The following is a 15586-nucleotide window of genomic DNA, read 5'->3' as shown; positions in this document are numbered from 1 at the left end:
TAAATACCGATCGGCTATATATGAAGTTATATGCCTGTAGGAGCGAGCTTGCTCCTACAGGGGGGCATCATCAGGATCTTGGCGCGTACGCAAACACATCCGCGCGCATCTGATGAGCATCCATCCCGGCTTCAACCAGCGCATCCAGCGTGCCATACACCATGGCAGGAGAGCCGCTGGCATACACGTGCAAGGACTTCAGGTCCGGGAAATCCTCACACACCGCTTCATGCAGCATGCCGCAACGCCCGGGCCAGCCACATTGATCGCTGACGACCTTATGCAGGAACAGATTGGGCAATTTCAGCCACTCGTCCCAATGTTCGATTTCATAAAAGTCTTCGGGACGACGCACCCCCCAATACAGATGCACCGGATGCTTGAAGCCCGAGGCCCGGCAATGTTCGATCAGGCTGTGGATCTGGCCCATGCCCGTACCCGCGGCGATCAGCACCAACGGACCGTCCGGCAGTTCCGCCAAATGGGTGTCGCCGAATGGCATTTCGATCCGCACCATCGGGTTGCGTTGCAGCTGTTCGATCAGGCTCAGCGCACTGCTTTCGCGCGCCAGCACATGGATTTCCAGATCACGCCCCGCATGGGGGGCCGAGGCCAGGGAAAAGGCGGACTTTTCGCCGTTTTCACGCTCGATCAACAGGTACTGACCGGCGTGATAACGCGGTGGCTTGCCGGCCGGTGCTCGCAGACGCACACGCCAGGTATCGCCGCCGACGTCCCCGCACTCAATGACCTGGCATGACAAGCTGCGCACCGGCAATTCTCCCAGCGCGAGCACGCCATCCCACAGCACGATGCAGTCTTCCAGCGGCTCTGCTATGCAAGTGTAGAACTCGCCATGGTCGCGCACACCGCCTTCCTGTTCGACCCGCCCTTCCACCAGCAGCGCGGCGCACACGTGGCAATTGCCGTTGCGGCAGCTTTGCGGGCATTCATAGCCCAGGCGCCGTGCGCCATCGAGAATCCGCTCGCCGGGCAGAATCTCAAGCACCGCTCCGGAGGGCTGCAAGGTTACACGCATCAATCTATTCCTAACTGATTCCAGATGGCATCGATCCGCTGGGTCACGGCATCATCCTTGACGATCACCCGGCCCCACTCGCGAGTGGTTTCGCCAGGCCATTTATGCGTGGCATCGAGCCCCATCTTTGAACCCAGGCCGGAGACCGGCGAGGCAAAGTCGAGGTAGTCGATCGGCGTGTTGTCGATCATCACCGTGTCGCGCTTGGGGTCCATGCGCGTGGTGATGGCCCAGATCACGTCGTTCCAGTCCCGTGCGTTGATATCGTCGTCCGTGACAATAACGAACTTGGTGTACATGAACTGTCGCAAAAACGACCAGACACCGAGCATTACCCGCTTGGCATGGCCGGGATACGACTTCTTCATGGTCACGATGGCCATGCGGTACGAGCAGCCTTCGGGCGGCAGGTAGAAGTCGGTGATCTCCGGGAACTGCTTCTGCAGGATCGGCACGAACACTTCGTTCAGTGCCACGCCGAGGATCGCCGGCTCATCCGGCGGACGGCCGGTGTAAGTGCTGTGGTAGATCGGTTTGATCCGATGGGTGATGCGCTCGACGGTGAACACCGGGAAACTGTCGACTTCGTTGTAGTAACCGGTGTGATCGCCGTATGGACCTTCGTCGGCCATTTCGCCCGGATGAATCACGCCTTCGAGGATGATTTCGGCGGTGGCCGGCACTTGCAGGTCATTGCCGCGGCACTTCACCAGTTCGGTGCGGTTACCGCGCAGAAGACCAGCGAAAGCGTATTCGGAAAGACTGTCCGGCACCGGCGTCACGGCGCCGAGGATAGTTGCCGGGTCAGCGCCGAGCGCCACGGACACCGGGAACGGCTGGCCGGGGTGTTTCTCGCACCACTCGCGGTAATCCAGCGCGCCGCCACGGTGGCTCAGCCAGCGCATGATGACCTTGTTGCGCCCGATCACTTGCTGGCGGTAGATGCCGAGGTTCTGGCGGTCCTTGTTCGGACCTTTGGTGACGGTCAGCCCCCAAGTGATCAGCGGGGCGACGTCGCCGGGCCAGCAGGTCTGCACCGGCAACATCGCGAGGTCGACGTCGTCGCCTTCGATGACCACTTCCTGGCACACCGCGTCTTTGACGACCTTGGGCGCCATGGCGATGATCTTGCGGAAGATCGGCAGCTTGGACCAGGCGTCTTTCAGGCCTTTCGGTGGCTCGGGTTCCTTGAGAAACGCCAGCAGCTTGCCGATCTCGCGCAGTTCGCTGACCGCTTCGGCGCCCATGCCCATGGCGACCCGCTCCGGGGTGCCGAACAGGTTGCCAAGCACCGGAATGTCATAGCCAGTGGGGTTCTCGAACAACAGTGCCGGGCCTTTGGCCCGTAGCGTGCGGTCGCAGACTTCCGTCATCTCCAGCACTGGAGAGACGGGAATCTGGATGCGTTTCAACTCTCCGCGCTGCTCAAGTTGCTGCACGAAATCCCGAAGGTCCTTGAATTTCATTGAAGATGCCACCCCGAAAATAGGCGTACATCCTACCTGCTCTGGCGTTAAAACAGCACGATCAATTGTGATTTGCACCCAGCAGCATCGGCGTAAACAGCGGGCTCAGTCGGGCGCTGCCAGTGTCCGAAAGATGGTCCTCATCCTTGTACTTCGAATGACCATTGACCTCGATGCTGCAGACTTGGTCCGCACACATCAGTGGCGCTGGATCAATGACATGCACACCGGGGTCGGCTGCGCTCATCGAATCGAACAAGCGGCTGAGAAAATGCTGGCGAGCCAGGTGCTCTTCGAGCGGCCGCCCCAGTCCGTCGGCCGAACGCCCGATCCGGGCCAGGCTCGTCAATCGGCTGATCGCACCCTTGCGCTGCAGCGGTACTTCCTTGAACAGCCAGACTTGCGCGCCCGCGGCCCTGATCGCCGCCACCCGCGCTTCGATCGCCAAGGCCATGCGCGCCTCGGCCTGGGCCGTATTGTCGTGGGCGTTGAGCAGGACCTTTTTATCGCCGTCTTCACGCCCGTAAACGTAAAGACTCCAGTTGGATGCCAGCACCACATCCTTGATCTGCAGGCGACGAACCTGCTCCATGGTCTGTTCGTTGAAGTCCTTGCAGCGCTGGCGCGGGTCATCGCTGAGGATCGGCGGGCAGGCGCTCATGCTGTAAAGCCACACCGGGCGCCCCTCACGCTTGGCACCACTTTCGATCGCCGGCATCAGCGCCGCAGCGTGGCTGTCACCCCAGACCAGTCGGGTCGCCGGGACCTCTTGGTTGCCACCGAGCAGACAAGCCTTGTCGAATTTCTTGTCCTTGGTCACCAGCATGCATTTCATCTGCCCGGCCTGCCATTCCCGAGCCTGCGCATATTCCAGCGCTTTGCCGGTCAGACGTTGAGGGAAGCCCTCTTGCGAACGCACGACGGAACCCGTCACCGCGAGGACAGCCATCGCCATCAAGCCGCCGACCAGCACGGGCTTGCGTCCAGCCAGCAGGCGCTTTTCACGGAACGGCAACTCGACGAAGCGCCAGCTCAACCAGGCCAGGCCCAGCGCCAGCAACATCCAGCCAGCAGCCTCCCAGGGCTGAATACCATCGATGGAAATGGCATTGGCGTAGACGTAGACCGGCCAGTGCCACAGATACAAGGAATAGGAAAGTAAGCCGATCCAGACAAAAACACGCGCACTCAACAGCTGGCCGGCCCAGGTCGAACCCTGGCCGCCCGACCAGATCAGCGCGGTGGCACCGAGTACCGGCAACAACGCGGCCCAGCCTGGAAACACCGTACCCCGGTCAAACGTGAACACCGCCAGTAGAACAGCCCCCAACCCGGCCGCACCCACAGACTGGGCGAGCCAGGGTCGAACAGCGTGCTTGCGCGCTGGCAGGACCGCGAGCATGGCCCCGCACAACAACTCCCAGGCACGCGTTGGCAGCGAGAAGAACGCCACGTCGGGTTTGCGCTCGATATAGGCGATGTTCAGCCCGAAAGAGATCAACAGCACAGCAAACAGCATCCAACGCCAATGGCGAACATGGCGCATCAACAGCACCATCAGCAGCGGAAAGAAGATGTAGTACTGCTCTTCAACGGCCAGGGACCAGGTGTGAAGCAGCGGTTTCAAATCCGACGCGGGTTGGAAGTAACCGTCTTCGCGCATGAACAGAATGTTTGAAATGAACAGCGACTGATAACGAACCGTCCTTCCCAGCTCGGAGAAGTCCTTGGCCGTCAGCAACAACCAGCCGAGTGCCAGCGTCACCAATAGCACCACGCTTAGTGCCGGAATGATGCGTCGGGCGCGCCGCGCCCAGAAATCGACGAAGCTGAAACCCTGCGCGCTGATGTCGCGGAACAGGATGCTGGTAATCAGGAATCCGGAAATGACAAAGAAAACATCAACACCGACGAAGCCACCGCTGAACGTGCTGAAACCGAAGTGAAAGAGCACGACCGGAATAACGGCCAGAGCCCGCAAGCCGTCAATGTCACGGCGACTGCCAAATGTGTGCATAACATCCCTTGTCGTATCTGATACAAAAACGATCCGAAAGGGACATCGTGGCGGCATGAAAGTTATCAATCAAGACACAAATCTCATGCACAAAAAAAAGCGCCCGGTTAGGGGCGCTTTCTTTGCAGCGGACTGCGTGTTACTTGCGTTTCATCGACAGGAAGAACTCGTCGTTGGTCTTGGTCGTTTTCAGCTTGTCGACCAGGAACTCGATGGCGGCGATTTCGTCCATCGGGTGCAGCAGCTTGCGCAGGATCCACATGCGCTGCAACTCGTCGTCGGCGGTCAGCAACTCTTCGCGGCGGGTGCCGGAACGGTTGATGTTGATGGCCGGGAAGACGCGTTTTTCAGCGATACGACGATCCAGCGGCAGTTCCATGTTGCCCGTGCCTTTGAATTCTTCGTAGATCACTTCGTCCATCTTCGAGCCGGTTTCAACCAGCGCGGTGGCGATGATGGTCAGCGAGCCGCCTTCTTCGATGTTCCGTGCAGCACCGAAGAAACGTTTCGGTTTCTCCAGGGCGTGAGCATCGACACCACCGGTGAGCACTTTGCCGGAGCTCGGGATCACGGTGTTGTAGGCGCGAGCCAGACGGGTGATGGAGTCGAGCAGGATCACCACGTCTTTCTTGTGTTCGACCAGGCGCTTGGCCTTCTCGATCACCATTTCGGCAACCTGCACGTGGCGGGTCGGCGGCTCGTCGAACGTCGAGGCAACCACTTCGCCACGCACGGTGCGCTGCATTTCGGTCACTTCTTCCGGACGCTCGTCGATCAGCAATACGATCAGGTGAACTTCAGGGTTGTTACGTGCGATGTTCGCCGCGATGTTCTGCAGCATGATCGTTTTACCGGCTTTCGGCGGTGCAACGATCAGACCGCGCTGGCCTTTGCCGATCGGAGCGCACAGGTCGATGACACGACCGGTCAAGTCTTCGGTGGAACCGTTACCGGCTTCCATCTTCATGCGCACAGTCGGGAACAGCGGGGTCAGGTTCTCGAAGAGAATCTTGTTTTTCGCGTTCTCGGGACGATCGTAGTTGATCGTGTCGACCTTGAGCAGCGCGAAATAACGCTCGCCTTCCTTCGGAGGGCGGATCTTGCCAACGATGGTGTCACCGGTGCGCAAGTTGAATCGGCGGATCTGGCTCGGCGAGACGTAGATATCGTCCGGGCCGGCGAGATAGGAAGCGTCAGCGGAGCGCAGGAAGCCGAAGCCGTCCTGGAGAATCTCCAGCACGCCATCACCGGAGATTTCCTCGCCGCTTTTAGCGTGCTTTTTGAGCAGGGAGAAAATCACGTCCTGCTTGCGCGAACGGGCCATATTTTCTATGCCCATCTGTTCGGCCAATTCGAGCAGTTCGGTAATCGGCTTTTGCTTGAGTTCAGTCAGATTCATATAGGAATGACGTAATCATTTATGGAGGGGGGGAAATTAAGCTTTTGGCTTAATGAGGCCGCGCCGCAGAGAAGGCGACAGGATCGCGTACTTATTCGAAAAGGAGTGCGTCGGCGACGGCTAGCAGGGGGCAGTGGAGAAACCAGTGCGGGGCCGAATGTAACACCTGAGTTTCGGAGCGTCTAGCCCTCAATAACGAAAAAGCCCCGCAATATGCGGGGCCTTTTTTCGGACACTTTACAAACGACGCTTAGATGTTGGCGTCGAGGAAAGCAGCCAGTTGCGACTTCGACAGTGCGCCGACCTTGGTCGCTTCAACGTTGCCGTTCTTGAACAGCATCAGGGTCGGGATACCACGCACGCCATGCTTGGCCGGGGTTTCCTGGTTTTCGTCGATGTTCAGTTTGGCAACGGTCAGCTTGCCTTTGTAGGTTTCAGCAATCTCGTCCAGAACAGGAGCGATCATTTTGCAAGGGCCGCACCATTCAGCCCAGTAGTCGACCAGTACAGCGCCTTCGGCCTTGAGTACGTCGGCCTCGAAGCTAGCGTCGCTAACGTGTTTGATAAGATCGCTGCTCATGGAAGTCTCCAGGTTGTAAGCAAAAAAACGTGGCCCATCATAGCCGCCCTTCCTTCGTTCAGGAAGGTGCAGATGATTGAGTCTCGCTATGGTGGTGCATGAGTTTGGGTATAGCTCAAGTCAGGACGTGGCGGGAGCGACGAAGGCAATGCCGGTACGCAGGGCGGCGTTGCGCACATGTTCGTGCATGGCCTTCTGCGCCGCGCCGGACGAGCGCCGGGCCAGCGCGCGGAGGATTTTGCGATGCTCCTGCCAGGTTTCCATGGCCCGCTCTGCCCGGATGAACGGTAGCTTCTGGCTCTCCAGAAAGATGTCGGCGCTGGCGCTGAGAATGCTCAGCATCGCCTGATTGCCGCTGGCCAGCAGGATGCGCCGGTGAAATTCGAAGTCCAGGCGTGCCGCCGCCTCAAAATCGCCAACCTTCAATTCATTGCGCATCGCGGCGACGTTGTCCTCCAAAGCATCGAGCTCATCGGTGCTCAAGGTCACGGCAGCGAGACCGGCGGCAAAACCTTCAAGGGCATAACGCAACTGGAAGATATCCAGCGGCGAAGCCTGGGCCGCGAAGGGCCAGCCCGGTGCCGCATCGGATCGAGGCAATTCCACCGGCGCCTGCACGAACACGCCCTTGCCCGGCTGAATGCTGATCACACCCAACGCACTCAATGACGACAACGCCTCCCGCAACGACGCCCGGCTCACCCCCAACTGCACCGCCAGGTCGCGTTGCGAGGGCAAGGCATCCCCCGGCCCGAAACCTTGCTCGGTGATCAGTTTGCGGATGGCTTGCAGCGCCACTTCAGGTACGGCTCGAGAGATCGAGTTCATGGTTTTCAGATGAACCAGGCGAATGAGCGGCTAGTTTTAAAGCTATTCGTGGCGCCCGGCAAGTCGTGCCCCACTGGGGTTCGGCGAGGGTCGAAGATGCGCTATCGGAGTGCGTAACGCGGCGCGACTGTTCAGACCAGTAAGACCGTACAACGCCAGCAAAACCGTGGCTTCGCACCGCTAAAACCCGATGTTGGCATGGCCCGTGCTCTGTCGATCCGCAGAATTCTTTCCTCGCCGATCCGGAGATTTGCCATGACCCTGCGTTACAGCGCCCTCCTCGCTTCACTGTTTGCCAGCCTGATGCTGAGCCAGATGCCCGCCCACGCCGACGGCCTGGAGGAGGTGGTCAAACGCGGCGTCCTCAAGGTGGCCGTGCCTCAGGACTTCCCGCCGTTCGGCTCGGTCGGCCCGGACATGAAACCCCGCGGCCTCGATATCGACACCGCGAAACTGCTGGCCGACCAGCTCAAGGTCAAACTCGAACTGACGCCGGTCAACAGCACCAACCGCATCCCGTTCCTCACCACCGGCAAAGTGGATCTGGTGATTTCCAGCCTCGGCAAGAACCCCGAACGCGAGAAAGTCATCGACTTCTCCAGCGCCTACGCACCGTTCTACCTCGCCGTGTTCGGTCCGCCGGATGCCGATATCAAAGGCCTGGACGACCTCAAGGGCAAAACCGTCAGCGTCACCCGTGGCGCCATCGAAGACATCGAGCTGACCAAAGTCGCGCCTGAAGGCGTGACCATCAAGCGCTTCGAGGACAATAACTCGACCATCGCCGCCTACCTCGCCGGCCAGGTCGACCTGATCGCCAGCGGCAACGTGGTGATGGTGGCGATCAGTGAGAAAAACCCGAAACGCGTGCCGGCATTGAAAGTGAAACTCAAGGATTCGCCGGTCTACGTGGGCGTGAACAAGAACGAGCCGGCGCTGCTGGGCAAGGTCAACCAGATCCTCGCCACTGCCAAGACCGACGGTGCGCTGGAAAAGAATTCACAGACCTGGCTCAAAGAGCCACTGCCGGCCGATCTCTGATCGTCGCTCGGGAGACTTGATATGTCTTATCAGTTCGACTTCATACCGGTGGTGCAAAACACCGACCTGCTGCTGCGCGGTGCGCTGTTCACCCTTGAGCTGACGGCCATCGGCGCGGTGCTCGGCGTGGGCCTGGGCATCGTCGGGGCGCTGGTGCGGGCCTGGAATATCCGCCCGTTCTCGGCGATTTTCGGGGTCTACGTCGAGTTGATCCGCAACACACCGTTTCTGGTGCAGCTGTTTTTCATTTTCTTCGGTTTGCCATCGCTGGGCCTGCAGATTTCCGAATGGCAGGCGGCGGTGCTGGCGATGGTGATCAACCTCGGGGCTTACTCCACCGAGATCATCCGCGCCGGCATCCAGGCGATTCCCCGCGGACAACTGGAAGCCGCTGCGGCGTTGGCGATGACCCGGTTCGAAGCCTTCCGCCATGTGATCCTGCTGCCAGCGCTGGGCAAAGTGTGGCCGGCGCTGAGCAGCCAGATCATCATCGTCATGCTCGGCTCGGCGGTCTGTTCGCAGATCGCCACCGAAGAGCTGAGTTTTGCCGCCAACTTCATTCAGTCGCGCAACTTTCGCGCCTTTGAAACCTACGCCCTGACCACGTTGCTTTACCTGTGCATGGCGCTGCTGATCCGCCAATTGCTGAACTGGATCGGCCGTCGATACATAGCGAGGAGTGGCCAATGAGCGATTTCACCTTCTGGGACGTCGTACGCAACCTGCTCACGGGCCTGCAATGGACGCTGGCGCTGTCGCTGGTGGCGTTTATCGGCGGCGGGTTGATCGGCTTGCTGATCATGGTCATGCGCATTTCAAAGAAAGCCCTGCCGCGCAGTTTCGCCCGCACCTACATCGAGTTGTTCCAAGGCACGCCACTGCTGATGCAGTTGTTTCTGGTTTTTTTCGGTGTGGCATTGGCCGGCCTGGAGATTTCGCCATGGATGGCGGCAGCGATTGCCCTGACGCTGTTCACCAGCGCTTACCTGGCGGAAATCTGGCGCGGTTGCGTCGAGTCGATCCCTCATGGTCAGTGGGAAGCCTCGTCAAGCCTGGCACTCAACCCGCTGGAGCAATTGCGTTACGTGATCCTGCCGCAAGCCTTGCGCATCGCCGTGGCGCCCACCGTGGGTTTCTCGGTGCAAGTGGTCAAAGGCACTGCCGTCACGTCGATCATCGGTTTTACCGAGCTGACCAAGACCGGCGGCATGCTCGCCAACGCGACGTTCGAACCGTTCATGGTCTACGGCCTCGTGGCCCTCGGCTATTTCCTGCTCTGCTACCCCTTGTCCCTCAGTGCGCGCTACCTGGAAAGGAGACTGCATGCCTCTGCTTAGAATTTCCGCCCTGCATAAATATTACGGCGACCACCATGTGCTCAAAGGCATCGACCTCAGCGTCGAGGAAGGCCAGGTGGTGGCGATCATCGGCCGCAGCGGCTCGGGCAAATCGACGTTGCTGCGCACGTTGAACGGTCTGGAGTCGATCAACGACGGCGTGATCGAGGTCGACGGCGAATACCTCGATGCCGCCCGCGCCGACTTGCGCAGTCTGCGACAGAAGGTCGGGATGGTGTTTCAGCAGTTCAACCTGTTCCCGCACCTGACCGTAGGCGAAAACGTGATGCTCGCGCCCCAGGTGGTGCAAAAAGTGCCCAAGGCCAAAGCGGCGGAGTTGGCGCGGGAGATGGTGGAGAGGGTCGGGCTCGGGGAGAAGTTTGATGCGTTCCCGGATCGACTGTCCGGCGGGCAACAACAGCGGGTGGCAATTGCCCGAGCGCTGGCGATGTCGCCGAAGGTGTTGCTATGCGACGAGATCACCTCGGCGCTGGACCCGGAATTGGTCAATGAGGTGCTGAGCGTGGTCCGGCAACTGGCCAAAGAAGGCATGACATTGATCATGGTCACCCATGAAATGCGCTTTGCCCGGGAGGTTGGGGATAAGTTGGTGTTCATGCACCTGGGGAAGGTGCATGAGGTGGGGGATCCGAAGATTTTGTTCGCGAATCCGCAGACGGCGGAGTTGGCGAATTTCATCGGGACGGTCGAGGCGACAGCCTGAAAGATCTTCAATACCTGTGAGGCCGTCTTCGCGAGCAAGCCCGCTCCCACAGTTGGCCGCGTCCGTCGGGATAACTCGGTCAACTGTGGGAGCGGGCTTGCTCGCGAAGAGGCCATCAGCGGCACTGCACATGCTCCCGCGCCAAAAGATCGCAGGTTCCAATAACGCCTACGCGTTGGCGTCAGCCTTTGATCGTGGCACGATGTCCGGGTTATCGACCGAGACCCCCTGACCATGCCGCAATCCCAAGCCAAGAATCTGTCCCTGATCGCCGCAATCGACCTGGGCTCCAACAGCTTTCACATGGTCGTGGCCAAGGCCCAGAACGGCGAAATCCGTATTCTCGAGCGTCTCGGGGAGAAGGTTCAGCTGGCCGCCGGCATCGACGAAGAGCGCAAGCTCAGCGAAGAATCCATGCAGCGCGGGCTCGATTGTCTCAAGCGCTTCGCCCAACTGATCAACGGTATGCCCCAGGGCGCCGTGCGGATCGTCGGCACCAACGCCCTGCGTGAAGCCCGTAACCGCAATGAATTCATCCACCGCGCCGAAGAAATCCTCGGCCACCCGGTGGAAGTTATCTCCGGTCGTGAAGAAGCGCGCCTGATCTATCTCGGCGTGTCGCACACCCTCGCCGATACACCAGGCAAACGCCTGGTAGCCGACATTGGCGGCGGCAGTACCGAATTCATTATCGGCCAGCGCTTCGAGCCACTGCTGCGCGAAAGCCTGCAAATGGGCTGCGTCAGTTACACCCAGCGCTATTTCAAGGACGGCAAGATCACCCCGGCGCGCTACGCCCAGGCCTACACAGCGGCGCGGCTGGAGATCATGAGCATCGAACACGCCCTGCACCGCCTGACCTGGGATGAAGCCATCGGCTCCTCGGGCACCATCCGTGCCATTGGCCTGGCGCTGAAGGCCGGCGGTCATGGCACAGGCGAGGTCAACGCCCAGGGCCTGGCGTGGCTCAAGCGCAAGCTGATCAAACTCGGCGACGTCGAGAAAATCGACTTCGAGGGCATCAAGCCTGATCGCCGGGCGATTTTCCCGGCGGGCCTGGCAATTCTTGAAGCGATCTTCGATGCCCTCGAACTCCAGCGCATGGACCACTGTGAAGGCGCGCTGCGCGAAGGCGTGCTCTATGACCTGCTGGGTCGTCATCATCATGAAGACGTCCGTGAACGCACGCTCAGCTCGCTGATGGAGCGTTATCACGTCGATCTGGAACAAGCGGCACGGGTCGAGCGCAAGGCGCTGCATGCCTTCGATCAGGTGGCCGAGGATTGGGATCTGGATGACGGCGTCTGGCGCGAGTTGCTGGGCTGGGCTGCCAAGGTCCATGAAGTGGGCCTGGACATCGCTCACTATCAGTATCACAAACACGGCTCGTACTTGATCGAGCATTCGGACCTGGCCGGGTTCTCCCGCGAAGACCAACTGATGCTTGCGCTACTGGTGCGTGGCCACCGTCGCAATATTCCCAAGGACCGGTTTGCCGATTTTGGCGACGACGGCATCAAGCTGATTCGCCTTTGCGTGCTGCTGCGCTTTGCGATCCTGTTCCATCACATCCGCGGCACCCAGGAAATGCCTCAGGTGGTGCTGCACGCCAATGGCCACAGCCTGGATGTGCAGTTCCCGGAAAACTGGCTGGACGAAAACCAGCTGACCCAGGCTGACTTCGCCCTGGAGGCAGAATGGCTGACTCGGGTGGGGTTCGTCCTTAACGTCCGTTAAACACGGTGGCGAGGGAACTTGCTCCCTCGCCACAGGTTACTCAGGCGGAACTAAAAAAAATGGCGATCCGCAGGGATCGCCATTTTTTTATGCAGCGTGTGGGTTAACGCACGGCCAGGATTGGACTGCCCAACCGCTCCAGCAACGTGGCCTGCGCACTGCGCGGGTTCTGGTTGCCGGTCGGTGTGTTGCGGATGTAACGACCATCCGCCTGCAGGCTCCAGCTGTGAGTGTTATCGGTGAGATAAAGCTCCAGCTCCTTCTTGACCCGCATGATCAGCTTCTTGCCTTCCACCGGGAAGCAAGTCTCCACGCGCTTGTCGAGGTTGCGCTCCATCCAGTCGGCACTGGACAGGAACATCTGCTCGTCACCGCCATTGAGGAAGTAGAAGACCCGCGTGTGCTCCAGGAAGCGACCGATGATCGAGCGCACATGGATATTGTGCGAAACCCCGGCGATGCCCGGACGCAGGCAGCACATGCCACGCACCACCAGATCGATGCGCACGCCGGACTGGCTGGCCTTGTACAACGCACGGATGATCTTCGGATCGGTCAGCGAGTTGAACTTGGCGATGATGTGCGCCGGCTTGCCCTCTAGGGCGAACTGGGTCTCGCGGGCAATCATGTCGAGCATGCCCTTCTTCAGCGTGAACGGCGCGTGCAGCAGCTTCTTCATGCGCAAGGTTTTACCCATGCCGATCAGCTGGCTGAACAGTTTGCCGACGTCTTCGCACAAGGCGTCGTCCGAGGTCAGCAAGCTGTAGTCGGTATACAGACGAGCGTTGGCGGCGTGGTAGTTACCCGTCCCCAAATGCGCGTAACGCACAATCTCGCCAGCCTCGCGACGCAGGATCAGCATCATCTTGGCGTGGGTCTTGAAGCCGACCACACCGTAGATCACCACCGCACCGGCCGCTTGCAGACGGCTGGCCAGTTGCAGGTTGGACTCTTCGTCGAACCGCGCGCGCAATTCGATCACCGCAGTGACTTCCTTGCCGTTACGCGCCGCATCAACCAGCGCATCAACGATTTCCGAGTTGGCACCGGAGCGGTACAGCGTCTGGCGGACCGCCAATACGTGCGGGTCCTTTGCAGCCTGGCGCAACAAATCGACAACAGGCGTAAACGACTCGAACGGGTGCAGCAGCAGGATGTCCTGCTTGCTGATCACGCTGAAAATGTTCTCGCTGTTCTGCAGCAGTTTCGGGATCTGCGGAGTGAACGGCAGGTATTGCAGATCGCGCTGACTGTCGAGGCCGGTGATGCTGAACAGGCGGGTCAGGTTGACCGGGCCGTTGACCTGGTACAACTCGGTCTCGTGCAGGTTGAACTGCTTGAGCAAATAGTCGGACAGGTGTTTCGGGCAGGTGTCGGCCACTTCCAGCCGCACCGCATCACCGTAACGACGGGAGAACAACTCGCCGCGCAGCGCGCGGGCCAGGTCTTCCACGTCTTCGGTGTCGACGGCAAGGTCGGCGTTTCGGGTCAGGCGGAACTGGTAGCAGCCCTTGACCTTCATGCCCTGGAACAAGTCATCGGCGTGCGCATGGATCATCGACGACAGGAATACATAATTGTCGCCAGGGCCGCCGACTTCTTCCGGCACCTTGATGATTCGCGGCAGCAGACGCGGTGCCGGGATAATCGCCAGACCGGAATCGCGACCGAAGGCGTCGATGCCTTCGAGCTCGACGATGAAGTTCAGACTCTTGTTCACCAGCAACGGGAACGGGTGCGTCGGGTCGAGGCCGATCGGAGTGATGATCGGCGCGATCTCGTCGCGGAAATAACGGCGAACCCAGGTCTTGAGCTTGGTGGTCCAGTAACGGCGACGGATGAAGCGGACCTGATGTTTCTCCAGTTCCGGCAACAGAATGTCATTGAGGATCGCGTACTGGCGGTCTACATAACCGTGCACCAGTTCGCTGATCCGGGCCAGGGCCTGGTGCGGTTGCAGACCATCGGCGCCGGCCTGTTCACGGGCGAAGGTGATCTGCTTCTTGAGGCCGGCCACACGAATTTCGAAGAACTCATCCAGGTTGCTGGAGAAAATCAGCAGGAACTTCAGCCGCTCCAGCAACGGGTAGGACTCATCCAGCGCCTGTTCCAGCACGCGGATGTTGAACTGCAGTTGCGAGAGCTCGCGATGGATGTACAGGCTGCTGTCATCCAGGCCAGGAACAACAATCGCTGGCGCCGCCGGCGCGGTTTCGACCACTACCGCGGGTGGAGCAGGCTCCAGCTCCGGCGGGGTTTCGGCGATTTGCTCCACCACGGGTTGAGCCTCTTGTACTGCAACTTCAGTGAGTCCTTCGGTATTCATCGAATGTTCCTGGGAGGGCTATTTTTGCTCTCGTAACAATTGAGCAGCACGAACGGCAAAGTAAGTCAGGATGCCATCAGCGCCTGAACGTTTAAAAGCGGTCAGGGATTCGAGGATAACCCCTTCGCTCAACCAGCCATTCTGGATCGCCGCCATGTGCATGGCGTATTCACCGCTGACCTGATAGACAAAGGTCGGCACTTTGAATTCTTCCTTGACCCTGTAAAGGATGTCCAGGTACGGCATGCCTGGCTTGACCATGACCATGTCCGCGCCTTCTGACAAGTCCGCCGCCACTTCGTGCAGGGCTTCGTTGCTGTTGGCCGGGTCCATCTGATAGGAGGCCTTGTTGGCCTCGCCCAGGTTCAGTGCCGAACCCACCGCATCGCGGAACGGGCCGTAATAGGCGCTGGCGTACTTCGCCGAATAGGCCATGATCCGCACGTTGACGTGATCGGCCAGTTCGAGGGCTTCGCGGATCGCCTGGATGCGACCGTCCATCATGTCCGACGGGGCCACCACCTGAGCGCCGGCTTCGGCGTGGGACAGGGCCTGCTTGACCAGCGCATCGACGGTGATGTCGTTCTGCACGTAGCCTGCTTCGTCGAGGATACCGTCCTGACCGTGGGTGGTGAACGGGTCCAGCGCAACGTCGGTGATCACCCCCAGTTCAGGAAACTGCGCACGCAGGGCGCGGGTGGCGCGCTGGGCAATGCCATCGGGATTCCAGGCTTCGGCGGCATCCAGCGACTTGAGTTCGGGGGGTGTGACCGGGAACAGCGCCACGGCCGGGATGCCCAGTTCGACCCACTTGGCTGCTTCTTCCAGCAACAGGTCGATGGTCAGGCGTTCAACGCCCGGCATCGAGGCCACCGCCTCGCGACGGTTTTCACCGTCCAGCACGAACACCGGCAGGATCAGATCATCGACAGTCAGAACGTTTTCACGAACCAGTCGACGCGAGAATTCATCACGGCGGTTACGACGCAAGCGGGTTGCAGGAAACAAACGGTTGGCAGGGGTAAAGCTCACGGCAGACTCCTGAGCCCGCGCTAACGGGCGAGCGTGACAGTTATAAGCGGCCATTATGAC

Annotated in this window: 13 protein-coding genes; 5 read left to right on the top strand and 8 right to left on the bottom strand. The window is 60.0% G+C overall.

Going from position 1 to position 15586, the window contains the following annotated elements:
- Window positions 1-70: 70 nt before the first annotated feature.
- From PMI01S_RS12405 to PMI01S_RS12380, 6 genes are all read right to left on the bottom strand, one after another.
- Complete coding sequence (locus PMI01S_RS12405; protein ID WP_084320294.1) at window positions 71-1039, bottom strand: CDP-6-deoxy-delta-3,4-glucoseen reductase; 969 nt, start codon at window positions 1037-1039, stop codon at window positions 71-73.
- Window positions 1039-2505, bottom strand: a complete 1467-nt coding sequence (ubiD, locus tag PMI01S_RS12400) for a 4-hydroxy-3-polyprenylbenzoate decarboxylase (protein WP_084320292.1) — start codon at window positions 2503-2505, stop codon at window positions 1039-1041. The genes PMI01S_RS12405 and ubiD overlap by 1 nt, the downstream gene beginning before the upstream one ends.
- A gap of 61 nt (window positions 2506-2566) precedes the next feature.
- A complete protein-coding gene (locus PMI01S_RS12395) occupies window positions 2567-4522 on the bottom strand; it encodes an acyltransferase family protein (RefSeq protein WP_084320290.1) in 1956 nt (651 codons plus the stop codon).
- A 139-nt stretch (window positions 4523-4661) separates the two neighbouring features.
- Window positions 4662-5921: a transcription termination factor Rho gene (rho, locus tag PMI01S_RS12390; RefSeq protein ID WP_007942421.1), complete on the bottom strand. Its 1260-nt coding sequence runs from the start codon at window positions 5919-5921 to the stop codon at window positions 4662-4664.
- 250 nt (window positions 5922-6171) lie between these two features.
- Entirely contained in the window at window positions 6172-6501 is a 330-nt protein-coding gene (gene trxA / locus PMI01S_RS12385) for a thioredoxin TrxA (protein WP_003206727.1), read from the bottom strand.
- 120 nt (window positions 6502-6621) lie between these two features.
- On the bottom strand, window positions 6622-7329 hold the full coding sequence (locus tag PMI01S_RS12380) for a FadR/GntR family transcriptional regulator (protein WP_084320288.1): 708 nt from the start codon (window positions 7327-7329) through the stop codon (window positions 6622-6624).
- A 255-nt stretch (window positions 7330-7584) separates the two neighbouring features.
- Here PMI01S_RS12380 and PMI01S_RS12375 point away from each other — a divergent pair, with 255 nt between their 5' ends.
- From PMI01S_RS12375 to ppx, 5 genes are all read left to right on the top strand, one after another.
- Window positions 7585-8370 (top strand): transporter substrate-binding domain-containing protein, encoded by a 786-nt coding sequence (locus PMI01S_RS12375; protein WP_084320286.1) that lies wholly within the window; start codon window positions 7585-7587, stop codon window positions 8368-8370.
- Window positions 8371-8391: 21 nt separating this feature from the next.
- Complete coding sequence (locus PMI01S_RS12370) at window positions 8392-9060, top strand: amino acid ABC transporter permease (RefSeq protein WP_084320284.1); 669 nt, start codon at window positions 8392-8394, stop codon at window positions 9058-9060.
- Entirely contained in the window at window positions 9057-9707 is a 651-nt protein-coding gene (locus tag PMI01S_RS12365) for an amino acid ABC transporter permease (RefSeq protein WP_084320282.1), read from the top strand. The genes PMI01S_RS12370 and PMI01S_RS12365 overlap by 4 nt, the downstream gene beginning before the upstream one ends.
- Window positions 9694-10431, top strand: coding sequence for an amino acid ABC transporter ATP-binding protein (locus tag PMI01S_RS12360; RefSeq protein ID WP_084320280.1), 738 nt, complete (start codon window positions 9694-9696; stop codon window positions 10429-10431). Before PMI01S_RS12365 ends, PMI01S_RS12360 begins: the two co-directional genes overlap by 14 nt.
- A 234-nt stretch (window positions 10432-10665) precedes the next feature.
- Window positions 10666-12168: an exopolyphosphatase gene (gene ppx, locus PMI01S_RS12355; protein ID WP_084320278.1), complete on the top strand. Its 1503-nt coding sequence runs from the start codon at window positions 10666-10668 to the stop codon at window positions 12166-12168.
- A 103-nt stretch (window positions 12169-12271) separates the two neighbouring features.
- Here the strand turns inward: ppx and ppk1 are convergent, their stop codons facing one another.
- A complete protein-coding gene (ppk1, locus tag PMI01S_RS12350; protein WP_084320276.1) occupies window positions 12272-14494 on the bottom strand; it encodes a polyphosphate kinase 1 in 2223 nt (740 codons plus the stop codon).
- 18 nt (window positions 14495-14512) lie between these two features.
- Window positions 14513-15526: a porphobilinogen synthase gene (gene hemB / locus PMI01S_RS12345; RefSeq protein ID WP_084320274.1), complete on the bottom strand. Its 1014-nt coding sequence runs from the start codon at window positions 15524-15526 to the stop codon at window positions 14513-14515.
- Window positions 15527-15586 lie beyond the last annotated feature (60 nt).

This window comes from Pseudomonas migulae NBRC 103157 (genome assembly GCF_002091715.1).
In the GTDB taxonomy this organism is placed as follows: Bacteria; Pseudomonadota; Gammaproteobacteria; order Pseudomonadales; family Pseudomonadaceae; genus Aquipseudomonas; species Aquipseudomonas migulae_A.
This window is presented reverse-complemented; position numbering and strand designations above follow the sequence as displayed.